The sequence below is a fragment of the Nitratireductor sp. J20-h4 genome (genome assembly GCF_056780505.1).
On the sequence record NZ_CM165557.1, the window covers coordinates 2,168,435 to 2,190,084 of the forward strand.

The window sequence follows — 21,650 nt, forward strand, 5'->3', positions numbered from 1 at the left end:
GCTGACGACACATCCGGCGAGGACAATAGCCGTTACGGGCGCTTGCGCGTCGGAGCGCCCAACTGTACCGTCTGGTCGGTAAAGTCAATATCCACGGATCAGGTTTCGATGGCGCCGAGACGCCCTTCCTCCCGCGCAAGAATTCTCAAGGCGGCCGCCGATGTCGCCCGCGAGGCCGGCATCGGCCATTTCTCGCTCGACGCGGTTGCCGCGCGCGCGGGCCTGTCGAAGGGCGGCTTGCTATACAACTTCCCCTCCAAGTCGAAATTGCTGGAGGCGCTGGTCGAAGACCATCTGCTCGCGGTCGAGGCCGAGCTGAACGACCATGCCGCGCGCAGCGCCGGCCGGCCCAACGCGCTCGCGGCGTCGTTTCTGGCCGTCGCCCGCGATCAGGAGCGCCTGCGCGACGAACAGCCCTCCGGCCTGCTGGCCGCGCTTGCCGAGGATCCGAGCTTCCTCGAACCCGTGCTGCGCTTCAACCGGCAGACGCTGACACGCATGACCGCCACGGCAAGCGATCCGCACATGGCGCTGGTCGCCTTCCTGGCAATCGAGGGACTGCGGCTGACCCGCCTGCTCGGCCTTAACGTGCTCGACGCCTCGGAACGCGCCACAGCCTACGCCAAGCTCGAAACGCTGCTTGCCGCCTCAAAACCGGCCTGACATCTGCGCCGCAATATCCGCCTCAAAGCGTCGTCCAGGCACCGTTTTGTTGCGATGATCTCACACACGCCTCGACGAAGGCGACGCCTTCCACCCCATCCTCCACGGTCGGATAGACGACGGCGTCATCGACCGTGCCGCCCGTACGCCGCGCGGCGCGGATCGCCCGGGCCGCCTCGGCGTAGATATTGGCAAACCCTTCGAGATAGCCTTCAGGATGACCCGGCGGCACGCGCGAAAGCCGTCCCGCCGCCTCGCCCGCGCCCGCCCCGTTGCGGGTGATCAGCCGCTTCGGCGCGCCGAACGGCGTGAACCACAAATGGTTCGGGTGCTCCTGTTCCCATTCCAGCCCGCCCTTGGTGCCGTAGACCCTGAGCTTGAGCGCGTTCTCGTTGCCGGGCGCGACCTGGCTCGCCCACAGCATGCCCTTGGCCCCGCCCTTGAAGCGCAGCATCACATGCGCGTTGTCGTCGAGCGGCCGGCCGTCGACAAACGCCGTCAGATCGGCGGCGAGACTGTCGAGCTCGAGCCCGGTGACGAAGCGGGCAAGATTGAAGGCATGCGTGCCGATGTCGCCGGTCGCGCCGCCGACGCCCGAGCGCGCGGGGTCGGTGCGCCACGAGGCCTGTTTCTGGCCGGTGCCCTCGAGCTTCTCGGTCAGCCAGTCCTGCGGATATTCGACCTGGACGACGCGCAAGGCGCCGAGTTCGCCTGCGGCCACCATCGCGCGCGCCTGGCGCACCATCGGGTAGCCGGTGTAATTATGCGTCAGCACGAACAGTTTGCCGGATTTTTTCACCAGCGCGGCGAGTTTTTTCGCGTCCTCGAGATTGGCGGTCATCGGCTTGTCGCAGATGACGTGAATGCCCGCCTCCAGAAACACCTTGGCGGCCGGATAGTGCATGTGGTTGGGGGTGACGATCGCCACCGCCTCGATGCCGTCGGCGCGCGCCGCCTCCGCCGTCGCCATCTCCTTGAAAGAGCCGTAGCCGCGTTCGGGATCGATCCCGAGCTCGGCCGCCGAGGCGCGCGCGCGCCCGGGATCGGAGGAGAGCGCGCCCGCCACCAGCGCAAACTCGCCGTCGAGCCGGCCCGCGATGCGGTGTACCGCGCCGATGAAGGCGCCCTGCCCGCCGCCGACCATGCCGTAACGGATCGGTCCGTTCTCCGTCCGTGTTCTTGATGCGCCGACCATGACGGCCCTCCCTACTCGATCCCCATCATCGTCCTGAGCGCCGCCTTGTCGGTCTCGCCGCCGGCGAAATCGTCAAAAGCCCGCTCCGTCACCCGGATGATGTGCTGCTCGATGAACGGCGCGCCCTCGGCCGCGCCGTCCTCCGGATGCTTCAGGCAGCACTCCCATTCCAGCACCGCCCAGGAGGCGTAATCATATTGCGCAAGCTTGGAAAAGATGCCGGCGAAATCGACCTGGCCGTCGCCCAGCGAACGGAACCGCCCAGCCCGCTCGACCCAGCCCTGATAACCCGAATAAACACCCTGGCGCCCGGTCGGATTGAACTCGGCGTCCTTCACGTGGAAAGCCCTGATATGCTCGTGATAGATGTCGATGAAGGCGAGATAGTCGAGCTGCTGCAAGAGGAAATGCGATGGATCGTAATTGATCGCGCAGCGCTTGTGGCCGCCGACCGCGTCCAAAAACATCTCGAAGGTCGCGCCGTCGAACACATCCTCGCCCGGATGGATCTCGTAGCCGAGATAAACGCCGTTGTCTTCGTAGACGTCGAGGATCGGTTTCCAGCGCCGGCCGAGCTCGGCGAACGCCTCTTCGATCAGCCCGGCCGGGCGTTGCGGCCAGGGATAGAGATAGGGAAAGGCGAGCGCGCCGGTAAACGACACCGACACGTCGAGCCCGAGATTGCGCGATGCCTTGGCCGCCATCGTCACCTGCTCGACGGCCCATGTCTGGCGCGCCTTCGGGTTGTTGTGCACGTCGGCCGGCGCGAACGCGTCGAAGGCGCTGTCATAGGCCGGATGCACGGCGACGAGCTGGCCCTGCAAATGCGTCGAGAGCTCGGTCACGGCGACGCCGGCTTCCGCGCAGATGCCCTTGACCTCGTCGCAATAATCCTTCGAGCCGGCCGCCTTCTCGAGATCGAACAGGCGTGCGTCCCAGGTCGGGATCTGGACGCCTTTGTATCCGAGGCCGGCGGCCCATTGGGCGATCGCCGGCAGCGAATTGAACGGCGCCTCGTCGCCGGCGAACTGCGCGAGAAAAATCGCCGGGCCCTTCATTGTCGTCGGCATTGTCCCCTCCCTGTTGGGCGTGATGCTACCGGGACCGCACGCGAATGCCGGAGCGATAACCGCTCCCGGCGCCGTTCGGCGCGCCCTCCTCCCCGGAGGAGCAAGCGTCCAGTCGCGCCGGTTCCGGGAGGCCCGCGATCGCGACTGGACATGACCCGCTCGCTTATTTGGTATTACCAAATTTTCCGTCGCGGTCAAGGCGCGCGGCGCGCGGCCTTTTTCATGAGGCCGGCACGAACTTTCCAAAATATGCATTATTTTTCAGATCATTATTCTGAATACACGACTCTTTTCCGGACGCGCTTGCGAGCGGTTTGGAAATCCGCTAGAAAATCAGGAACGCCAGACTGGTCCAACCAGTTTGCCAGTCGGGCCGTTTCGAGGGAGGAGAGCGTGCGCCCGTGGCGGCGGCGCTCGCAAGCGATTTTGGAGAAGGACCGACCATGCACCTTTCGACGCACAACTGGATGCGCGCCGAGCCGCTCGAGCGCACGCTCGCCCGGATCAAGAAGTTCGGTTACGAATCGATCGAGATTTCCGGCGAACCCGCCCAGTACGACACCAAGGAGACGCGCGCCCTGCTCAAGCAGCACGGCATCCGCTGCTGGGGCGCGGTGACGCTGACGCTCGGCGAGCGCAATCTCGCCGCCAAGGATCCGGCCCAGCGCGCCGCCTCGGTCGACTACGTCAAGAGCGTGATCACCATGGTCAACGAGCTCGAGGGCGAGATCATCACCCTGGTGCCGTGCACCGTCGGCAAGGTGGTCCCCGACGCCACGGAGGAAGAAGAGTGGCAATGGGTGGTCGACTCGACCAAGGAATGTTTCGAGCATGCAAAGAAGAAGGGGGTTCGCGTCGCCGTCGAGCCGCTGAACCGGTTCGAGACCTATCTGTTCAACCGCTGCGCCCAGGCGCTGGCGCTTGCCGACGCGGTCAGTCCCGAATGCGGGGTCTGCCTCGACGCCTTCCATCTCAACATCGAGGAAGCCGACATCTATGACGCGATCCGGCTCGCCGGCGACCGGCTGTTCGACTTCCACGTCGCCGACAACAACCGTTTCGCGGCCGGGCTGGGCCATCTCGACTGGGCCAAGATCGTCGCCACGCTGAAGGAGATCGGCTATGACGGTGCGCTGACCAACGAGTTCGTGGCGCCCGTCGATCGCACTCCGGCTGCGATCTATCCCGACATGGTCGACCGCAATCCGAGCGACATCCCGCCCGAACAGCTCAAATTCATCCAGGATCACGGATCGAGCGTGCTGACGGAGGCATTTTATGCCGACCAGATGCGCATCACGGCGGAAACCATCCTGCCCCTGATCCGCTAGGATCGGGACGGGTACGGCCGTTCCCGCCGCGACTGCGGGAACGGCACGGGGAATAAGATGCGTATAGCGCGTATTGAAGCTTGGTGGGTGCGCGTCCCCATCGACAGGAAGAACCAGCATCGTAGCGATTTCGGACAGATCGCGACATTCGATGCCGCCATCGTTCGGGTGGAAACCGAGTGCGGCATCGTCGGCTGGGGCGAAGGCAAGAACGCCGCCGGCAGCGCCGGCGACTATGCCGCCCTGGTGCATCTGATCAACCGCGAGGTCGCGCCGGTGTTGATCGGCCGCGACCCGCGCGAGCCGGGCGTGATCTGGGAGACGCTTTATAACGGCGTACGCCACCGGACCGCCGCCCGCGCCGGCCACGCCATGCCGCAACTGGCCCGCCGCGGCCACACCCTTGCCGCCATCAGCGCCATCGACATCGCGCTATGGGACATTTTGGGCAAAGATCTGGGCGTGCCGGTCTGGCGGCTTTTGGGCGGACGCAAGGCCGACAGGCTGCCCGCCTACGCCTCCGGCGGCTGGGCCGGCGTCGACACGATCGGCGAGCAGCTCTCCTCCTATGTCGAAAAAGGCGGCTTCCGCGCGGTGAAGATGCGGGTCGGCGCGATCGATGGCGCCCCGCACGTCTCGGCCGCGCGCGTGCGCGCCGCCCGCGCGGCGCTCGGCCCCGGCATCGACATCATGGTCGACGCGCACGGCACCTTCAATGTCGGCGACGCCAAGCGTTTCGCCGCCCTGATCCAGGATCAGGATGTCGCCTGGTTCGAGGAGCCTGTGATCGCCGACGACAAGCCCGGCATGGCCGAGATACGCGCGGCTTGCTCGATCCCGATCGCTGCCGGCGAGAGCGAGGCGACGCGGTTCGCGTTTCGCGATCTCGCCGTGCTGCGGGCCGTCGACATCTTCCAGCCCGATCTCGGCTATTGCGGCGGCATCAGCGAAGGCTTGAAGATCGCCGCGCTCGCCTCCAGCTTCAATTTGCGCCTCGCCCCGCACCTGTGGGCCGGCGCGCCCTGCTTCTTCGCCGGCCTGCATCTATGTGCCGCATCGCCTGCAAGCTTCATCATCGAATATTCGCTGGGCGCAAATCCGATGATACACGATCTCGTCGAGGAGACGGTTTCGGTGCAAGACGGCATGATCGATGTTCCGGACCGACCCGGCCTCGGTTTTACCATCTCGGAGGACTATGTGAGAAACCACGCGGTGGACTGAACGGAATGACCGAAAAAAGCCTGCTTGCCGACCTCGCCGCCTACCTGTTTGCCCACACCGACAAACAGAGCGCGCGCACGCCCTCCGAGCGCGAGCTCGCCGAGCACTTTTGCGTCAGCCGCGGCCAGATCCGCGAGGCGCTGGCCATCCTCGAAGCCATGCAGATCGTCGAGCGGCGCGCCAAATCCGGCATCTACCTGACCCAGAGCCGGGCGAGCGTGGAGGCGCTGGCGCTGTTTGCCCGCGCCGGGCTGCCGCTCGACCCGGTGCAGATCTACGAGGCGGTGGAACTGCGCAAGATCCACGAGATCAAGGCCTCCGAACTCGCCTGCGAACGGGCCACGGAAGAAAATTACCAGGCGCTGCGCGAGGTGCTCGACCGCTCCGAAAAGCGGCTGGCGGCGGGCGAACCGCTTAACAAGGAAGATCGCGACTTTCACCTCGAGATCGTGCGCGCGACCAAGAACAGCGTGTTCTACCGTGTGTGCAGCGTCTATTACGTGATGGGCGAAGCCAGGCTGCCGGTCTATTTCAGCGATCCCGAGCGGGGCCGGAAATCCCATGCCGAACATCTGCAGATCTTCGACGCGCTGGTGCGCCGCGACGGCAACCTGGCCCAGGCGCTGATGAGCGCGCATCTGCAGGGCGTGGAAAGCTACTGGAAGGGCTTGATCGAAAGCGGCACGCCGGTGGATGGTTCGGGTCCGGCCAAACCCGATCCGCAGCTTGAGAATGTCTGACAAGAGCCCGCGCGTCCTGTCCACCCATCCGCTTCACCCGCAGGCCGCGGCCAAGCTGGACGGTGTCGCCCGGCTGACGATCGCCTCCGCCCTCGACCCCGCGACGCTCGTGCGCGAGGCCGAACAGGCCGAGATCGTCATCGTGCGCGCGCCCCTGCCCGCATCGCTGTTCAAACGGGCAAGCCGGCTGCGCGCCGCGGTGCGCCACGGCGCCGGGCTCGACATGATCCCGGTCGAGGCGGCAACGGCCGCCGGCGTTCTGGTCGCCAACGTGCCCGGCGTTAACGCGCGCACCGTGGCCGAGCATGTGCTGTTTGCCGCCATGGCGCTGTTGCGCCGCTTCCGCCTGGTCGACCGCGACCTGCGCACCAAGGGCTGGCTCGCCGGCCGCGCCCACGCCGTTGACACCAACGAGCTTTTCGGCCGTACGATCGGCATTGTCGGCATGGGCAATATCGGCCGCACCGTGGCCGAGATCGCCACCCGGGGCTTCGGTCTCGACGTGATCGCCAACAGCCGCAATCCGCGCTCTGTCCCCGACACCATTCCCTATCGCGATGTCGACGCCCTGGTGGCCGAAAGCGATATCGTGGTGCTGTGCTGTCCGCTGACGGACGAGACCCGCGGGCTGATCGACGCAAGGCGCCTTGCGCGCATGAAGCGCGAGGCCATCCTCATCAACGTCGCGCGCGGACCGGTAATCGACGAGGCCGCGCTGGTGGACGCGCTGCGAAACGACCGTATCGGCGGTGCGGCGCTCGACGTCTTCGACACCCAGCCCTTGCCCGCCGACCACCCGCTGCTAGGGTTCGACAACGTGCTGCTGACGCCGCACATGGCCGGCATTACCGAGGAAAGCATGGCCCGCATGGGCCTCGGTGCGGTCGAGGAAAGCCTGCGCATCCTGGCCGGCGACCTGCCGGTCAATTTCTGCAACCCGGACGCCGAGCCGCGTTACCGGTCCCGCTTTCCGGCCGCGTAAGACGAGCCGTCTTCGCTCTACGCCAAAGAGCTCCGCGACCGGCGCCGCTCTCTTTGGCGTGCCAAAAAACCCTACGAGGCGTGGTGCAGGCTCAGACCCGAGGCCCGGTCGAAGACATGGACCTTTTCGGGATCCCAGGCAAACCGCACCTGCTCGTCATAGGCGACCCTGGTCTGGGCCGAGACCGTCGCGCGCAGCACCGAGGCGCCGGCATGCAGGGTCAGGATCTTTTCCACGCCATGGTCCTCGATGTCGTGGATCGTGGCTTCCCCCGGCGCATCGGCGGCAAGCCGCACATCCTCGGGGCGGATGCCGAAGGTCAGGTCGCGGCCGGCGACCGCGCCGTTGAGCGTACCGGCGAGCGGCAGCGTCTGGCCGGCCCGCGACAGCGCCGCGCCGCCATCCTCCACCTTGCCGTCGAGCAGGTTCATCGGCGGCGAGCCGACCGCCCGGGCGACAAACGTGTTGCGCGGGCGGGAATAGATCTCCTGCGGCGTGCCGATCTGGACCAGGCGTCCCTCGTTGAGCACGCCGATCTTGTCGCCCATCGACATCGCCTCGACCTGGTCGTGGGTGACGAACAGGAAGGTCGCGCCGAGATTCATCTGCAGGTTCTTCAACTGCGTGCGCAGCGCCTCGCGCAGCTTGGCGTCGAGCGCCGACAGCGGCTCGTCCATCAAGAAAACGCGCGGCTCGCGCACGATGGCGCGCCCGATCGACACGCGCTGCATCTCGCCGCCGGACAGGCGGTCCGTCTTGCGCTCGAGCAGGTGTTCGATCCGCAAAACCTTGGCGACTCGCGCCACTTTTTCGTCGATTTCGGCGCGCGGCGTGGCGCGAATCTTCGATTTCAGCGGAAATTCGAGATTTTCGCGCACGGTATAGCGCGGATAAAGCGAATATTGCTGCAAAACCAGCGCGACGTCGCGCTCGGCCGGGCCCCAGTCGTTCACCCGTTCGCCGTCGATGAGCACCTCGCCCGTCGTCGGCGCCTCGAGGCCGGCGATCACGCGCAGCGTGGTCGTCTTGCCGGCGCCGGTTTCGCCGAGCAGGACGAAGAACTCGCCGTCGGCGATCTCGACATTGAGATCCTTGAGTGCGGCGTGGCTGCCGAATTTCTTGCTGATGTTCTTGAGCTGGATATGGGCCATGCGTGTTATCCGTCCTGGCGTGCGGCGGCGCTGGCGGGCGCGGCGGAAAGGCGGCGGCGCGCCCTCACAACTGCACGCCCAGCGAATTGCCCGAGGCGGCGTCGAAGAAATGCGCCTGGGCCGGGTCGATCCGGGCAAACACCTGCCGGCCCGGGCCGCCGACGAAGCCGCTGCGGGTGCGGGCGCGCAGATAGTCGTCGCCGACCTGGAGGTCGACGATGTCGTGCGAACCGAGCGGCTCGATCAGATGCGCCTCCAGCGGCAGGTAGCCGTCGCGCGGCTCGAGCGAAACGTCGATCCCTTCCGGCCGGATGCCGAGCTTGAGGCCGTCCGCGCCGGCCCGCGCCGATTGAAGATGCGACAACAGCGTGCCGGGAAACGCAAACCCCTTTTGCGAGCCCGGCGGCACCACTTCCGCGCCGCCATCGGCGTCCGCAACCCGGATGTCGGTGACGTTCATCACCGGGCTGCCGACGAATTGCGCGACGAACAGGTTGGCCGGGCGGGAATAGACCTCCTGCGGACTGCCGACCTGCTGCAGAATGCCCTCGTGCATGATCACGATCCGGTCGGCGAGCGCCATCGCCTCGATCTGGTCGTGGGTGACGTAGATGGTGGTCGAGCCCTGCTCCAGGTGCAGGCGTTTGATCTCGGCGCGCATCTCCTCGCGCAGCTTGGCGTCGAGCGCGCCGATCGGCTCGTCCATCAGGATCGCCTTCGGCCGGCGCACCAGCGCCCGGCCGATCGCCACCCGCTGCATATCGCCGCCCGACAGCGCCGAGGGCCGTTTCGACAGCAGTTCGGTGATGCGCAGCACCTTGGCCACGCTCTCGACCTCGCGCTCGATCCCGGCGCGGTCGCGGCCCATCGCCCGCAGCGGAAAGGCGATGTTTTCGAACACCGTCATATGCGGATAGAGCGAGAACGACTGGAACACGAACGCGATGTCGCGATGCGCCGCCTTGATGTCCTGCACGACCTTGCCGTCGATCAGGATATCGCCCTCGTCGATCGTCTCCAGCCCGGCAATGGCGCGCAGCGTCGTCGTCTTGCCGCAGCCGGACTGGCCCAGAAGCACGATGAATTCACCGCTCTCGATGTCGAGGTTCAAGTCCTTGATGACCTGCACCTCGCCAAAGAATTTCTGCACCCCGCGAAGTTCGATCTGGGTCATGCCTTGCCCTCGCGATGGTCGGAAACGTCGAAAACGTTGTCGGAGACATCCGCCTCCTCGGCGTCCGCCTCGCCGGGACCGATATGGGTCGTGATGATGAAACCGATCAGCCCGGCAATGATGATGGTCAGCCCGTAGCGGTGTAAAAACAGGTTCCAGGGCTGGCACAGGGCCACCATGCCCAGGATCATCACCGTCTGCGAGGCCGGCTGCAGGACTTTCTGGTTGATCTCGCGAAAGCTCATTTGCGGATCGCTCCGAAGGACATGCCGCGCAGCAGGTGATTGCGAAGCAGGAAGGTAAAGATGGCGACCGGCAGCAGGAACAGCACCGTGCCGGCCGCGATCACGGTCCAGTCCGGCAGGCCCGAGCCGATCTGGCTGGGGATGAAGGGGGGTGCGGTCTGCGCCCGGCGGTTGGTCATGATCAGCGCGAAGGCGTATTCGTTCCAGGCGATGATGAAACAGAACACCGCCGTGGCCGCGATGCCGGTGGCCGCCTCCGGCAGCACCACCTTGAAGAAGGCCTGCAGCCGCGTATAGCCGTCGACCAGCGCCGCCTCCTCGTATTCGCGCGGGATCTCGTCGATGAAGCCTTTCATCAGCCAGACCGAAAACGACAGGTTGAAGGCGGTATAAAGGATGATCAGCCCGACATGGGTGTCGGTCAGCCCGAACACCCGGTACATCAGGAACATCGGGATCGCGACGACCACCGGCGGCAGCATGCGCGTCGACAGGATGAAGAACAGCCAGTCCTGTTCGCCCGCCACCTTGAAGCGGGAAAACCCGTATGCCGTCAGCGTGCCCATGCCGACCGCCAGCACGGTGGACGATATGGCGATGATCAGCGAATTCATGAAACGGTCCGGATAGGCCGACCAGCGCACCTCGCCGGTGCCTGAGCGCACCACCTTCTCGCCGCCGTCAAACACCATCTGCTCCCACCACGGGGCCGCGGCATAGACTTCCTCGCTCGGCGCCTCGCGCAGTTGCGAACGCCGCAGGAAGAGTTTCACGAACGGCGACACTTCCGGCTCGAACATCACCGTGGGCGGCACGGTGGTGGCCAGATTGCGCGGCTTGAAGGCCGTCGCCGTGATCCAGTAGATCGGGGCCAGGAAGATCAGCGTCACCAGAAGGACGCTGACGATCGCCAGGCGATTGAGCGTGCGTTCGGCCGGGGTGCGGACTGCAGCCATTCTAGCGCTCCTTCACCTTGTTCAGATATTTGACGTAGATATTGGTGATCGCCACCACCACGATCAGCATGATGTAGGCGAGCGCGCAGGAGCGACCGGTCTGCCATTCCTGGAACGCCATCTTGTAGAGCCGGATCGACAGCACCTCCGTCGTCGGCTGGCTGGTCAGGATGTAGGCCAGGTCGAAGGTCTTGAACGCTTCCATGGTGCGGAAGATGATCGCGATCATCAGGATCGGCGCCACCAGCGGCAGGGTGATGCGGAAGAAGGTGTAGAGCGAGCCGGCCCGGTCGATCGCCGCCGCCTCGTAAAGATGCTTCGGCACCGCCGACAGCCCGGCCAGCGACAACAGCATGACGAAGGGCGACCACATCCAGATGTCGGTGATGGCCACGGCGTAAAGCGCCATGTCGGGATTGGCGAGCCACTCGAACGTGCCGAGCCCGAGCGCGTAGTTGATGATGCCGAAGGACGGGTCGTAAAGCAGTTTCCAGAACAGGCCGACCACCGCCATCGACAGCATCATCGGCAACAGCAGCAGCGTGGTGATGAGGCCCTTGAAGGGAATGTCGCGGTTGAGCAGCAGCGCCACGCCGAAGCCGACGATCACCTGGCCGGCGACCGAGACGATGACGTATTTGGCGGTGATGACGAAATTGTTCCAGATGAACGGGTCGTTCAACAGCTCGCGATAATTCTGCAGACCGACGAAATTGGCCGCTGCATTGGTCGAGGCGCGGAAATCGGTGAAGGAATAATAGAGCGAATACAGCAGCGGGAAGATGTTGAAGACGATCAGGAACAGGATCGTCGGGATGATGAACAGGTTGCGGATCGAAAGATCGCTCAGTCCGCGCTTGGCCGCATGCGAATGCGGGTCCAGTCTGGTAATGACGTCGGTCGTCAAGACGCTCCTCCCCTGAGAGCATGATCAAAGCCGGCCGGCGCGGTCGCCGGGCGAAACGGGACGTCTCGCCGCGATGCACGGCCTGGCCCCTTTTGGCCGCGAAACGGTTTGCCCAAGTGGCGTCCGTTTGCGAGGCACGCGGGCTCGCACGAGCCTCTGCGAACCTCGTAAGCGGACATCGGCGAGCGGCGGAAGGGGCCCTGCCCCTCCCGCCGTCCCAGCTATTTGATGCGGTCGTACTTCTTGAAGGTGTCGGTCCAGTCCACCGCCAGCGCGTCGAGCGCTTCCTTGGCGGTGCCTTCGCCGCCGACGATATAGGGATAGATGCGCTGGTTGATCTGCTGCAGCAGCTCGGCGAATTCCGGCACAGCCCAGAAGTCCTTCACCTTGAACATCGTCTGGTAGAAGGCCTCGTTATAGGGCGTGGCGTTGCGGAACTCTTCCGATTCCAGCGTCTTGGCGTGGCAGGTATAGCCGCCGAGCTCCGCCCAGCGCTTCTGCACGTCGTCGCGGATGAACCACTCCAGGAATTTCATCGCCTCTTCCTTGTTCTGGGAATAGGACACGATGGAGATCCCCTGCCCGCCGAGCGCGGCGAACTGGTCGCCGTCCGGCCCGGCCGGATTGGCGAAGAAGCCGGTATTCTTGGCGTGCGGATTGGTCGCTTCGTTGAGCAGAGCCGGGAAGAAGGCGAAATAGTTCATGCTCATCGCCGCCAGGCCCTCGGTGATCGCCTGGTTGTTTTCCACGAAGAAGGTCTTCGCCCAGCCCGGAGGCGTGAACTGGTAGAGCTCCTTGTAGGCTTCCAGCGCGGCGACCGCCTTGTCGGAATTGATGTAGCCGTCAACCTCGTAGGTCTCGTAATTGCCGAGTTCCCCGCCGTAGCTGAAGATGGCGTTTTCCACGCCCATCACCAGCGCGTCGTAGGAATTGTCGGTATAGATCGCCACGCCGTAGCGCTTTTCGTCGGGGCGATGGAAGAACTCGGCGATGTCGCGAAGCTGCTTCCAGTCCTTCGGCGGCGCGAGGTCGTAGCCGTATTTGGCCTTGAACGCCTCCATCTCCTTGGGATCCTCGAACCAGTCCTTGCGATAGGACCAGCCGACCGCGTCGCCTTCGAGCGGGATCGCCCAGTATTTGCCGCTATTGCCGGGATATTCGGCGTAGTATTTCACCGTCGCCGGGGCCATCACCTCGCCGAGATTATGCTCTTTGAAGAAGTCGGTCAGATCGACATAATGGCCGCCGGTCGAGCCCGCCCCGAGCCACTGCGAATCGCCCACGACCAGATCGTAGGCGTCGCCGCGCGCATTGAATTCCGTAAAGGCCTTGGTCTGAAAGTCCGACCACGGCGTCGTCTCGACCGTCACGCGCACGCCGGTCTCCGCCTCGTATTCGTTGACGAGTTCCTGCAGATAGTTGGCCGGATCCCACTCCGCCCAGAAAATGGTCAGTTCCTGCGCCAGCGCCGACGTGCCGCTGGCGAGCATAAGGCCTATACCGGCGGCGATGCCGGCGATTTTTCTTCGCATGATCTTGCTCCTCCCTGTTGCGCCGTCTCAAGCGTCGCTGCCGTGGCGGGCCGACTGCGTCTGGCCCGGTTGCCGCGTCGCCTTTCGCCGGCAACCTCCACATGCCGGCATAGTCGCCAACGATCCGCCTGCAGCCAAAGCCCTGCGGCGACCGTCGCTTCTTAAAACTGGTAGTACCAATTGACGGGGGCGGTCAAGCTTCTTTTTCCCCTTTTCGGAACGGCTCTAAACCGTTTTGAGAATCAGCGCCTTATTACGGCGCCATACCAGCTGGCCATCACGCCGCGCCCGCTGCTCCGCCTGAAATGCACGACACAAACGCCAAAAACACCCGGCTTTGGTAAGACCAGTTATGCCATATCAGCCGGCTCCACCGCCGTCATCTCTCCCGCGGTCGCGGCGCGCAGCAGCGCCTCGGCCGCCCAGGCCGCGATGCGGGCCGTTTCGTCCGCGTCGCAGCCCCAGATATCCTTGAGCACCACGAGCGCCTCGACGCCGAAAACCAGCGAAAGCGCCTTGGCGAGACGGTCGAACTCGGCATCCGGCAGCTCGCCCGCCAGCGGGCTCAGCGCATCGCGCAGCAAGGCGGCCCTGTGGCCGCGGCGAAAACGGGTGTCGTCGTCGGGCCGGCCGGCCTGCGAGGGCTCGCGATGGTCGAGCGCGAGTTTCAGCGCGGCCCGGAACGTGGCCTCGAACTCGTCCATGCGCGGCCATGACGACGCGAACAGATCGCGGACGCGCTCGACGGGATCGTTCGCCTTGCAACGCCAGTCGAGGATCGGACCGAGCGCCCGGTCGACAACCGTGCCGACCAGGGCGGCCTGGCTGGGAAAATAACGATAGGCGGTGGCGCGCGAGACTTCCGCCTCCTCCGCCACCTCGGCGACGGAGGGCACGATGCCGGCCTGCATCATCCGCACCGCGGTTTCGATCATCAGCCGCCGCGTCCTGGCCCGCGGACCTTTTTCCGGTTCGGCGGCGGCATTCGCGGCTTGATTTGAGATATTCATATCATTACGATACGCTTGTCTCAAAATTTACGCAACCGGCACGTCATCCGTGCGCAACGATCACGGCCAAACAGTCATGAAGCGGGTTTACGTCGTCGGCACGGCCGACACCAAAAGCGCCGAACTGGCCTATCTCGCCGCTCGGATCGCGGCTTGCGGCGCGGCCGTGACCGTGGTGGATATCGGAACCGGCGCCACGGCCGATGCATCGGCCTTCGCAGGCGCTGATTTCGTGCCTGCCACCGAGGTGGCCGCCCATGGCGGCGGCGCGACGCTGCAGGCGCTGGCCGCGTCGGACCGCGGCAGCGCCGTTGCAGCCATGACTGTAGCGTTTTGCGCCTTCGTCACCACCCGCACCGACATTGCCGGCATGATCGGCATCGGCGGCGGCGGCGGCACGGCGATGGCGACGGCGGGCATGCGCGCCCTGCCGATCGGCCTGCCCAAGCTCATGGTCTCCACGCTGGCCTCGGGCGACGTGGCGCCCTATGTCGACGTGTCCGACATCATCATGATGCCGTCGATCACCGACATGGCCGGCCTCAACCGCATCAGCCGCGTCATCCTGGACAACGCCGCCCGGGCGATCGCCGCAATGGCCACGCAGCCGGCAGCGCCCGCAGACGACCGGCCTGCCGTCGGGCTGACCATGTTCGGCGTCACCACCGCCTGCCTGACCGCCGTCGTCGAGGCGCTGAAACCGACACATGACTGCCTGGTCTTCCATGCCACCGGCACCGGCGGGCGGACGATGGAAACGCTTGCCGCCTCCGGCATGTTGGAAGGCATGCTCGACGTCACCACCACGGAGATCTGCGATCTGCTGGTCGGCGGGGTGCTGCCGGCGCGCGACGACCGGCTCGACGTGGTGGCGACAACAGGACTGCCTTATGTCGGCTCGCTCGGCGCGCTCGACATGGTCAATTTCTGGGCGCCCGACACCGTGCCGGCCGCGTTCGAAGGCCGAACCTTCTACGAGCACAACCCCAACGTCACGCTGATGCGCACCACGAAGGACGAATGCCGGCGCATCGGCGCCTGGATCGGCGACAAGCTCAATGCCTGCCCGGGCCCGGTCCGCATCCTGATCCCGGAAAAGGGCGTCTCCGCGCTCGACATCGCGGGCGGCCCGTTCTTCGATCCGCACGCCGACGCGGTTTTGTTCGACACGCTCGAAGACACCGTCGAATGGACGCAGGACCGCCGGCTGCAGCGCCTGCCGCTGCATATCAACGACCCCGCCTTCGCCGCCGCGCTCGCCGAGGCCTATCGCGAAATCACCGCCAAGAAGGGCAAATGATGCCAGCCATTCCCCGCCGCCAGATTCTTCAACGCCTGCACGACATGGTCGACCGCCGCATTCCCATCGTCGGCGGCGGCGCCGGCACCGGACTGTCGGCCAAGGGCGAGGAGGACGGCGGCATCGACCTGATCATCATCTACAATTCCGGCCGCTACCGCATGGCCGGGCGCGGCTCGGCGGCCGGGCTGCTCGCCTATGGAAACGCCAACGAGATCGTCAAGGAGATGGCGGTCGAGGTGCTGCCGGTGGTCAAGAAGACCCCTGTTCTGGCCGGCGTCAACGGCACCGATCCTTTCGTGCTGATGCCGCAGTTTCTGGCCGAACTGCGCGCGATGGGCTTTTCCGGGGTGCAGAATTTCCCCACTGTCGGCCTGTTCGACGGCGTCATGCGGCAGAGTTTCGAGGAAACCGGCATGGGGTACGGGCTTGAGGTCGACATGATCGCCCAGGCGGCCGCGCTCGATCTCTTGACCACGCCCTACGTGTTCAATCCCGACGAGGCCGACGCCATGACCAGGGCCGGCGCCGACATCATCGTTGCCCATATGGGCGTGACCACCGGCGGCTCGATCGGCGCGACATCGGCCAAGTCGCTCGACGCCTGCGTGGCCGAGATCGACGCCATCGCCGCGGCCGCGCGCGCCGTGCGCGACGACGTCATCGTGCTGTGCCACGGCGGCCCGATCGCAATGCCGGACGACGCCCAGTACGTGCTCGGCAAAGCCCAGTCCTGCCACGGGTTCTACGGCGCCAGTTCGATGGAGCGGCTGCCGGTGGAAACCGCGCTGGCCGAGCAGACACGCAGGTTCAAGGCAATCACGTTCGACCGCTGAGGCGGCCCGGTGGGAGGAAAACGATGATCAAGGTCCGCACATCAACCGTCATCGACGCGCCGATCGAAGCCGTCTGGGCGCTGGCGTCCGATTTCAACGGCCTGCCGGCCTGGCATCCGGCCGCCGCCGAAAGCCATATTGAAGCGGGCAAGGCGAACAACGAAATCGGCTGCGTGCGCAATTTTGCCCTCAAGGACGGCTCCGGCCGCGTGCGCGAAACGCTGCTGGCCGCCTCCTCGATCGACCATACGATCACCTACGACATGGTGGGCGGCCCCCTGCCCTTCCTCGACTATGTTTCCGTGCTCCGCTTCGAGCCGGTTACCGACGGCGATCGCACCTTCGCCGTGTGGACGGCCGAATTCCGGGCAGGCGACGGCAAGCCGGACAAATGGGGCCCCTTCGTACGCGACGAGGTCTTCCTTGGCGGCCTCAAAGCGCTCGAACGGACGGTCAAGGCCCGGTAGGGCTGTCATCGCCAGCGCCGCCACAATACTGGACAAAAAAGTTCAGGTATTTTTCGCTTTGCCCTAGCGTCCGATTTGGAATCCTTCTAAACAAGGGGAGGACAAGCCGCGTACCGGCGGCGATCCCGAAGAGGACGATCATGAGGCTTACCCGTCAGACCAACTACGCTGTGCGTATCCTGATGTATTGCGCGGCCAATGACGGCCAGCTCAGCCGTATCCCCGAAATCGCCGCAGCCTATACGGTGTCGGAACTGTTTTTGTTCAAGATCCTGCAGCCCTTGGTAGAGCACAAGCTGGTCACCACGGTGCGCGGCCGCAAGGGCGGCGTCAAACTCGCCAGGCCGGCCGAGGAGATCACCTTGTTCGATGTCGTGCGCGTCACCGAGGAAAGCTTCGCCATGGCCGAATGTTTCGAAAACGACACGGCCGACTGTCCGCTGATCGACTCCTGCGCCCTCAACAGCGCCCTGCGCGAGGCGCTCGGCGCGTTTTTCGAGGTTCTGGGCCGCCACAGCATCGCCGACCTGGTCAATGACAGCCCCGCCATGCAGGTCAGGCTCGGAATCGCACTGCCCGAAGCGCGCGCCGCCATCAACTGATCGGCGTTTCCCCGCCCCAGTCAAATACAGTCGACGCGCATCCGAAACTCACCGACGATTGACCGGAACGTTCGATGCCGAGCCGTCAAATCGCTCACAGCGACGCGGCGTGCGGCAGGACGTAAGGCTGCCCCGCCTGCGGCGGCACACCGACCCGCAAGGCGCATTCGAACACGCGCGACATCAGCCCATCGCTCAGCACCTCCTGCGGCGTGCCGGTTGCCGCGACGCGCCCGCGATGCATGACGACGATCCGGTCGGCGAACATCGCGGCCAGGTTGAGGTCGTGCAGGATGGCGATCACCCCGCCGCCGCGTGCCGCAAAGTCGCGCGCGATGCGCATGATGACGAGCTGGTGCTTGATGTCGAGGCTGGAGACGGGTTCGTCCAGGAACAGGTAGCGCGGCCGCCCCTCCAGCACCGGCGCCCAGACCTGGCACAACACGCGCGCGAGCTGGACGCGCTGCTGTTCGCCGCCCGAAAGCTCCTGGTAGAAGCGCCCGGCGAACCCGTCGAGGTCGACCCTGGCGAGCGCCCGTTCGGGCAGGTGCGGCGCCTCGCCGGCCAGTGCGCCGGACCTGCCGCCCGACAGTCCCAGCCCCACCACCTCGCGCACGGTGAAGGGAAACGACAGCGCCGTTGCCTGCGGCAGCACGGCCCGCATGCCGGCGAGCTGGTGGGGTTTCAGGCCCGCCAGGTCGTGGCCGTTGATGGCGATCTCGCCCTCATAGGCAAGATCGGCCGACAGCGCGCGCAACAAGGTGGTCTTGCCTGAACCGTTCGGCCCGACGATCGCCACCAGCGTGCCCGCCGGGGCCTCGAGATCGGCCCCGGAAACGATGCGCTTGCGGCCGATCGAGACCGAAACATTGCGTGCCTTGATCATTGAGTAGCATCCGTGTTTAGAGGTCGAGGAGCCCGCGCCGGCGCAGCAGGATCCACAGGAAGAACGGCGCGCCGACGGCCGCCGTCACGATGCCGATTGGCAGTTCGGCCGGCGCGACGATGGTGCGGCTGACGGCGTCGGCCGCAAGCAGTAGGCTCGCGCCCAAAAGTGCCGAGGCCGGCAGCAGGTAGCGGTTGTCCGGTCCGATCAGGAGCCTGAGCAGATGCGGCACCACGATGCCGACGAAGCCGATCCCGCCGGAAACGGCAACCGACGCGCCCACCGCCGCAGCCACACCGACAATCGAAACGTTCTTCAGCCGTTGCACAGGCACGCCGAGATGGTGCGCGGTCGCCTCGCCGAGCGCCAACGCGTTGAGCCCGCGCGCGACAAAGGGCGTGGCCGCCAGCGCCAGCACGATCACCGGGCCGGCGGCGGCGATCTTGGCCCAGGTCGCCCCGGCCAGCGATCCCAGGGTCCAGAAGGTGAGGTCGCGCAACTGCCGGTCGTCGGCCATGAAGATCAGCACGTCGGTAAACGCCATCGCCAGGGCGCCGAGCGCGATGCCGGCCAACAGCATGGTCGCGACCGAAGTCCGGCCGCTGCGCGTCGAGATGCGGTAGAGCGACAACGTCACCACCAGCCCGCCGGCGAAAGCGGCCGCCGGCAGCGCGTAGAGGCCGAACACCGCGACCAGCGGCGCCAGCGTCGAGCCGCCCAAAACGATGACAGATACCGCTCCCAGGCTCGCACCGGCGGACACGCCCACCAGGCCCGGATCGGCCAGCGGGTTGCGGAACAGCCCTTGCATCACCGCGCCCGAGACGGCGAGCGCGGCCCCGATCAGAAGCCCCAGGATCGTGCGCGGCAGGCGAATGTCGTAAACGATCACCTGGTCGCGCAACGACATCGCGGCCTCGTCGCCGCGCGCACGGGCGGCGAGATCGGCAACCACACTCCAGATCGAGGCATCCGAGGCGCCATAACCCAGGCTGGCGACCACGGTCGCGGCCAGGAGAACGCTCAGCACGCCAAGCGCAAGCCGCGCACGGGACGACCGGTCGCCCGCGCCGTCTTGTTCGTGCACGCCTACGGGCATCGCAGCGGTCGACTGAGACATCGCCACGCCGTCAGTTGGAGACACGATCGCCGTAAAGGCGGAGCGCCAGATCGCGCGCGGCCGCAGCGGTACGCGGTCCGAAGCCGAGCAGATAAAGCCCGTCCATGCGCACAAGCTGCCGGTTCGTCCCCGCCGGCGTCTGGGCGATCGCCGGATGCGCGAACAGCTCCTGTTGCGAAATCTCGAGATCGTCGCCGCGCGCCATCATCAGGACGACATCGGGTTGCGCCTCGATCACCGCCTCGTCGGTCAGTTGCTTATAACCCTCGAAGCCCGAGACCGCGTTTTCGGCGCCGGCGAGCGCGACGATGCCGCTTGCGGCCGTGTCGGCGCCGGCGGCGAGGATCTTGCCGCCCTGCAGGCTGAGCACGAACAGAACCCGCCTGCGCGGCGCGATGTCGGCGGTCAATTGCCGCGCGGCTTCCAGTTCGCCGCCCACCTTGTCGGCCAAGGCCGCGGCCTTGTCCTCGACGCCGAGCGCCGCGCCGATGCTGCGGATCTTGGCCAAAATCCCCTCACCGTCGAACCGCTCGGGCACCATCACCATCGGCACGCGCGCCTTTTCGAGCACGTCGATCGTCTCGGGCGGGCCGCTGCCCTCGAGGGCCAGGATCGCGTCGGGATCGACCGACAGCACCCCTTCTGGCGACAGGCGCCGCATATAACCGACATCGGGAAGGCTGGTGGCCGCCGGCGGATATTGCCCGGTCGAATCGCGCGCCACCAGCCGGCCCTGCTCGCCGAGCTCGTAGATGATTTCCGTGACCGAACCGCCGATCGACACCAGCCGTTCGGCCCCGGCCAGCGCGGCGGTTTCGGAAGCCTGCGCCTGCCCGCCGGGCGGCGGCGCGACCAGCGGGGCCAGGGTCAGCGCGGCGGTCAAAAGGCAGGCCCCGGCACGCAACAGGCTGCGGCGCGAAATTCGGATTGTCATGAGCTTCTCCTCACGCGGCGGTGGACTGGGCATGGACGAGAAGCCCAGCGACCAGCGAGCGCCATTCGCCGCGCTCCTCGGTCCCTTCCTCGCGCTGGCCGAAAAACTGGATGATCAGGCTTCCCGCGGCGTCATAGGCCTCGATCGAGGTGACGTGACCGTCCCTGGTCGGCTTTTTCACCGCCCACACATCGCAGATGCGGTCGGTGCGCAAATGCAGATGAAAGCCCGGATCCATGACGTTGAGCCACGGTCCCATCGGCTTCAGCGTCCGGATCGGCCCGGAATGGATCTGGATGCAGCCGCGGCTGCCGACGAAACACATGATCGGCAGCGCGCTGCGCGCCGCCTCGTGCATCATTGCCGCGACGGCCTCATTGCCGAGCCGATAGGCGAAGTCCCGGCCGACCAGTTCGACCGCGCGCCGGCGGGTCAGCTTCATGTCGCGCAGAATGCCGACGAATTGATGCACGTCGCGCATGTCCGCCCAGCGCGTGCGCAGCGCATCCGTGTCGACCGGAGCGGCAGCCGGCTCGGTCGCACCGGCGGCGGGCTGCGGCTCGACCGCGACCGTGTCGCTCTGATCGGCGGACAAGAGGGTCGCGACCAGCGCCTCATAGGCGTTGACGTCGGAGACCGGACGCAGATGGATCTTGTGCACGGCGTCGCCGTGAGCGTCGAAAAACTGCAGGCTGCGCCGCACCGCGGATCCGTCGCGCTTTTCGACCGCGAAACCGTGCACGAAATGGCGCGGAAACAGCCGCAGATCGATCTCCTTCCCCAAAAACATCGCCGCATGCTTGCCGGGCACCGGTTTGTCGTAGAGGCCGATCTTTTCGTGGACCGCGCTTTGATTACGCGTCAGCGCCATCACCTCGCCGAGCGCGCCGAGCCCGGCCAGGAGCCTGTCGAGATCGGTGGCGATGCGCCGCACGCCCTGGCCGCAATGGGCCGCCACCAGTTCGGCTTCGGTAATCGCCAACTGATCGGCCAGGTCGCGCTCGCGCAGCTTGGGATTGTCGATCCGCGCCCGGCGGATATCCGCCGGCGCCGTCTTCGTGCTGTCGTTTATGGTCGTGCTGAGGTTCATGGCCCGCCCCTATTTGTTGAGAATGAGTTTGCCCTGGCGGGTGATCTTCAACCGGTAGAGCGCGTCGCCGTGCTCGATGACGATCTCCTGGGCCCCGCCAAACAGCGCGTCGCTGGTGACGATGCGCGGGTGCGGGTTTTGCCCGGGTGCAGCGGAGCTTGTTCGGGGGGCGGCGCGGGGCCCGCATGCGGGCGATCTTATGTCTGCGCGATCGGTGTTCACGGCACAAAGCCTC

General features: G+C 65.9%; 23 protein-coding genes. 9 read left to right on the forward strand and 14 right to left on the reverse strand.

What is annotated here, in order from left to right:
* Nucleotides 1-108: 108 nt before the first annotated feature.
* On the forward strand, nucleotides 109-663 hold the full coding sequence (locus ACT2B0_RS10590) for a TetR/AcrR family transcriptional regulator (protein WP_473464458.1): 555 nt from the start codon (nucleotides 109-111) through the stop codon (nucleotides 661-663).
* Between the two features lie 22 nt (nucleotides 664-685).
* On the opposite strand, the gene ACT2B0_RS10595 is transcribed toward ACT2B0_RS10590, so the two are convergent.
* Entirely contained in the window at nucleotides 686-1,858 is a 1,173-nt protein-coding gene (locus ACT2B0_RS10595; RefSeq protein ID WP_473464461.1) for a Gfo/Idh/MocA family protein, read from the reverse strand.
* An 11-nt stretch (nucleotides 1,859-1,869) separates the two neighbouring features.
* Entirely contained in the window at nucleotides 1,870-2,928 is a 1,059-nt protein-coding gene (locus ACT2B0_RS10600) for a sugar phosphate isomerase/epimerase family protein (protein ID WP_473464464.1), read from the reverse strand.
* A gap of 443 nt (nucleotides 2,929-3,371) precedes the next feature.
* On the opposite strand from ACT2B0_RS10600, the gene ACT2B0_RS10605 reads away from it, so the two are divergent.
* The 4 genes from ACT2B0_RS10605 to ACT2B0_RS10620 are packed head-to-tail and all read left to right on the forward strand — an operon-like array spanning nucleotide 3,372 to nucleotide 7,205.
* Nucleotides 3,372-4,259 carry a sugar phosphate isomerase/epimerase family protein gene (locus tag ACT2B0_RS10605; protein ID WP_473464467.1) on the forward strand — a complete coding sequence of 296 codons (888 nt, stop codon included), beginning with the start codon at nucleotides 3,372-3,374 and terminating at the stop codon, nucleotides 4,257-4,259.
* 57 nt (nucleotides 4,260-4,316) lie between these two features.
* Nucleotides 4,317-5,483 (forward strand): mandelate racemase/muconate lactonizing enzyme family protein, encoded by a 1,167-nt coding sequence (locus tag ACT2B0_RS10610; RefSeq protein ID WP_473464470.1) that lies wholly within the window; start codon nucleotides 4,317-4,319, stop codon nucleotides 5,481-5,483.
* 5 nt (nucleotides 5,484-5,488) lie between these two features.
* Entirely contained in the window at nucleotides 5,489-6,223 is a 735-nt protein-coding gene (locus tag ACT2B0_RS10615) for a FadR/GntR family transcriptional regulator (RefSeq protein ID WP_473464473.1), read from the forward strand.
* Nucleotides 6,216-7,205, forward strand: a complete 990-nt coding sequence (locus tag ACT2B0_RS10620; protein ID WP_473464475.1) for a hydroxyacid dehydrogenase — start codon at nucleotides 6,216-6,218, stop codon at nucleotides 7,203-7,205. The genes ACT2B0_RS10615 and ACT2B0_RS10620 overlap by 8 nt, the downstream gene beginning before the upstream one ends.
* Nucleotides 7,206-7,276: 71 nt before the next feature.
* Here the strand turns inward: ACT2B0_RS10620 and ACT2B0_RS10625 are convergent, their stop codons facing one another.
* The 7 genes from ACT2B0_RS10625 to ACT2B0_RS10655 form a co-directional block, all read right to left on the reverse strand.
* On the reverse strand, nucleotides 7,277-8,356 hold the full coding sequence (locus ACT2B0_RS10625) for an ABC transporter ATP-binding protein (protein ID WP_473464478.1): 1,080 nt from the start codon (nucleotides 8,354-8,356) through the stop codon (nucleotides 7,277-7,279).
* 64 nt (nucleotides 8,357-8,420) lie between these two features.
* On the reverse strand, nucleotides 8,421-9,530 hold the full coding sequence (locus ACT2B0_RS10630) for an ABC transporter ATP-binding protein (RefSeq protein ID WP_473464480.1): 1,110 nt from the start codon (nucleotides 9,528-9,530) through the stop codon (nucleotides 8,421-8,423).
* Nucleotides 9,527-9,775: a hypothetical protein gene (locus ACT2B0_RS10635; protein ID WP_473464483.1), complete on the reverse strand. Its 249-nt coding sequence runs from the start codon at nucleotides 9,773-9,775 to the stop codon at nucleotides 9,527-9,529. The genes ACT2B0_RS10630 and ACT2B0_RS10635 overlap by 4 nt, the downstream gene beginning before the upstream one ends.
* Entirely contained in the window at nucleotides 9,772-10,731 is a 960-nt protein-coding gene (locus ACT2B0_RS10640; RefSeq protein WP_473464485.1) for a carbohydrate ABC transporter permease, read from the reverse strand. Before ACT2B0_RS10640 ends, ACT2B0_RS10635 begins: the two co-directional genes overlap by 4 nt.
* Before the next feature lies 1 nt (nucleotide 10,732).
* The gene (locus ACT2B0_RS10645; protein ID WP_473464487.1) at nucleotides 10,733-11,638 is read right to left on the reverse strand and encodes a carbohydrate ABC transporter permease; all 906 of its coding nucleotides are present in this window, start codon (nucleotides 11,636-11,638) and stop codon (nucleotides 10,733-10,735) included.
* A gap of 221 nt (nucleotides 11,639-11,859) precedes the next feature.
* Nucleotides 11,860-13,170 (reverse strand): ABC transporter substrate-binding protein, encoded by a 1,311-nt coding sequence (locus tag ACT2B0_RS10650; protein WP_473464489.1) that lies wholly within the window; start codon nucleotides 13,168-13,170, stop codon nucleotides 11,860-11,862.
* Between the two features lie 350 nt (nucleotides 13,171-13,520).
* Nucleotides 13,521-14,180, reverse strand: a complete 660-nt coding sequence (locus tag ACT2B0_RS10655) for a TetR family transcriptional regulator (RefSeq protein ID WP_473464492.1) — start codon at nucleotides 14,178-14,180, stop codon at nucleotides 13,521-13,523.
* Between the two features lie 76 nt (nucleotides 14,181-14,256).
* On the opposite strand from ACT2B0_RS10655, the gene ACT2B0_RS10660 reads away from it, so the two are divergent.
* The 4 genes from ACT2B0_RS10660 to rirA all read left to right on the forward strand — a co-directional run bounded on the left by ACT2B0_RS10660 (nucleotide 14,257) and on the right by rirA (nucleotide 17,385).
* On the forward strand, nucleotides 14,257-15,480 hold the full coding sequence (locus ACT2B0_RS10660; RefSeq protein WP_473464494.1) for a Tm-1-like ATP-binding domain-containing protein: 1,224 nt from the start codon (nucleotides 14,257-14,259) through the stop codon (nucleotides 15,478-15,480).
* The gene (locus ACT2B0_RS10665) at nucleotides 15,480-16,316 is read left to right on the forward strand and encodes a phosphoenolpyruvate hydrolase family protein (RefSeq protein ID WP_473464498.1); all 837 of its coding nucleotides are present in this window, start codon (nucleotides 15,480-15,482) and stop codon (nucleotides 16,314-16,316) included. The genes ACT2B0_RS10660 and ACT2B0_RS10665 overlap by 1 nt, the downstream gene beginning before the upstream one ends.
* 23 nt (nucleotides 16,317-16,339) lie before the next feature.
* Entirely contained in the window at nucleotides 16,340-16,783 is a 444-nt protein-coding gene (locus tag ACT2B0_RS10670; RefSeq protein WP_473464500.1) for an SRPBCC family protein, read from the forward strand.
* Nucleotides 16,784-16,923: 140 nt separating this feature from the next.
* Complete coding sequence (gene rirA, locus ACT2B0_RS10675) at nucleotides 16,924-17,385, forward strand: iron-responsive transcriptional regulator RirA (protein WP_473464504.1); 462 nt, start codon at nucleotides 16,924-16,926, stop codon at nucleotides 17,383-17,385.
* A gap of 94 nt (nucleotides 17,386-17,479) precedes the next feature.
* Here the strand turns inward: rirA and ACT2B0_RS10680 are convergent, their stop codons facing one another.
* Genes ACT2B0_RS10680 through hemP form a run of 5 tightly spaced genes read right to left on the reverse strand, consistent with a single transcriptional unit; the run spans nucleotide 17,480 to nucleotide 21,637 of the window.
* Nucleotides 17,480-18,271: a heme ABC transporter ATP-binding protein gene (locus ACT2B0_RS10680; protein WP_473464506.1), complete on the reverse strand. Its 792-nt coding sequence runs from the start codon at nucleotides 18,269-18,271 to the stop codon at nucleotides 17,480-17,482.
* Between the two features lie 16 nt (nucleotides 18,272-18,287).
* The gene (locus tag ACT2B0_RS10685) at nucleotides 18,288-19,391 is read right to left on the reverse strand and encodes a FecCD family ABC transporter permease (protein WP_473464508.1); all 1,104 of its coding nucleotides are present in this window, start codon (nucleotides 19,389-19,391) and stop codon (nucleotides 18,288-18,290) included.
* Between the two features lie 10 nt (nucleotides 19,392-19,401).
* On the reverse strand, nucleotides 19,402-20,325 hold the full coding sequence (locus tag ACT2B0_RS10690) for a heme/hemin ABC transporter substrate-binding protein (RefSeq protein ID WP_473464510.1): 924 nt from the start codon (nucleotides 20,323-20,325) through the stop codon (nucleotides 19,402-19,404).
* A gap of 10 nt (nucleotides 20,326-20,335) precedes the next feature.
* Entirely contained in the window at nucleotides 20,336-21,397 is a 1,062-nt protein-coding gene (locus tag ACT2B0_RS10695; RefSeq protein WP_473465912.1) for a hemin-degrading factor, read from the reverse strand.
* A 27-nt stretch (nucleotides 21,398-21,424) separates the two neighbouring features.
* Complete coding sequence (hemP, locus tag ACT2B0_RS10700) at nucleotides 21,425-21,637, reverse strand: hemin uptake protein HemP (RefSeq protein WP_473464513.1); 213 nt, start codon at nucleotides 21,635-21,637, stop codon at nucleotides 21,425-21,427.
* Between the last annotated feature and the right edge of the window lie 13 nt (nucleotides 21,638-21,650).

Excerpts from the sequence above, each read along its gene's own strand:
- ACT2B0_RS10590 (WP_473464458.1), top strand. The coding sequence starts at position 109 with ATGGCGCCGAGACGCCCTTCCTCCCGCGCAAGAATTCTCAAGGCGGCC.
- ACT2B0_RS10690 (WP_473464510.1), bottom strand. The coding sequence starts at position 20,325 with ATGACAATCCGAATTTCGCGCCGCAGCCTGTTGCGTGCCGGGGCCTGC.
- ACT2B0_RS10655 (WP_473464492.1), bottom strand. The coding sequence starts at position 14,180 with ATGAATATCTCAAATCAAGCCGCGAATGCCGCCGCCGAACCGGAAAAA.
- ACT2B0_RS10685 (WP_473464508.1), bottom strand. The coding sequence starts at position 19,391 with ATGTCTCAGTCGACCGCTGCGATGCCCGTAGGCGTGCACGAACAAGAC.
- ACT2B0_RS10660 (WP_473464494.1), top strand. The coding sequence starts at position 14,257 with ATGAAGCGGGTTTACGTCGTCGGCACGGCCGACACCAAAAGCGCCGAA.
- ACT2B0_RS10620 (WP_473464475.1), top strand. The coding sequence starts at position 6,216 with ATGTCTGACAAGAGCCCGCGCGTCCTGTCCACCCATCCGCTTCACCCG.
- ACT2B0_RS10615 (WP_473464473.1), top strand. The coding sequence starts at position 5,489 with ATGACCGAAAAAAGCCTGCTTGCCGACCTCGCCGCCTACCTGTTTGCC.
- ACT2B0_RS10630 (WP_473464480.1), bottom strand. The coding sequence starts at position 9,530 with ATGACCCAGATCGAACTTCGCGGGGTGCAGAAATTCTTTGGCGAGGTG.
- ACT2B0_RS10610 (WP_473464470.1), top strand. The coding sequence starts at position 4,317 with ATGCGTATAGCGCGTATTGAAGCTTGGTGGGTGCGCGTCCCCATCGAC.
- ACT2B0_RS10640 (WP_473464485.1), bottom strand. The coding sequence starts at position 10,731 with ATGGCTGCAGTCCGCACCCCGGCCGAACGCACGCTCAATCGCCTGGCG.
- ACT2B0_RS10680 (WP_473464506.1), bottom strand. The coding sequence starts at position 18,271 with ATGATCAAGGCACGCAATGTTTCGGTCTCGATCGGCCGCAAGCGCATC.
- ACT2B0_RS10625 (WP_473464478.1), bottom strand. The coding sequence starts at position 8,356 with ATGGCCCATATCCAGCTCAAGAACATCAGCAAGAAATTCGGCAGCCAC.
- ACT2B0_RS10635 (WP_473464483.1), bottom strand. The coding sequence starts at position 9,775 with ATGAGCTTTCGCGAGATCAACCAGAAAGTCCTGCAGCCGGCCTCGCAG.
- rirA (WP_473464504.1), top strand. The coding sequence starts at position 16,924 with ATGAGGCTTACCCGTCAGACCAACTACGCTGTGCGTATCCTGATGTAT.
- ACT2B0_RS10670 (WP_473464500.1), top strand. The coding sequence starts at position 16,340 with ATGATCAAGGTCCGCACATCAACCGTCATCGACGCGCCGATCGAAGCC.
- ACT2B0_RS10665 (WP_473464498.1), top strand. The coding sequence starts at position 15,480 with ATGCCAGCCATTCCCCGCCGCCAGATTCTTCAACGCCTGCACGACATG.
- ACT2B0_RS10595 (WP_473464461.1), bottom strand. The coding sequence starts at position 1,858 with ATGGTCGGCGCATCAAGAACACGGACGGAGAACGGACCGATCCGTTAC.
- ACT2B0_RS10605 (WP_473464467.1), top strand. The coding sequence starts at position 3,372 with ATGCACCTTTCGACGCACAACTGGATGCGCGCCGAGCCGCTCGAGCGC.
- ACT2B0_RS10600 (WP_473464464.1), bottom strand. The coding sequence starts at position 2,928 with ATGCCGACGACAATGAAGGGCCCGGCGATTTTTCTCGCGCAGTTCGCC.
- ACT2B0_RS10650 (WP_473464489.1), bottom strand. The coding sequence starts at position 13,170 with ATGCGAAGAAAAATCGCCGGCATCGCCGCCGGTATAGGCCTTATGCTC.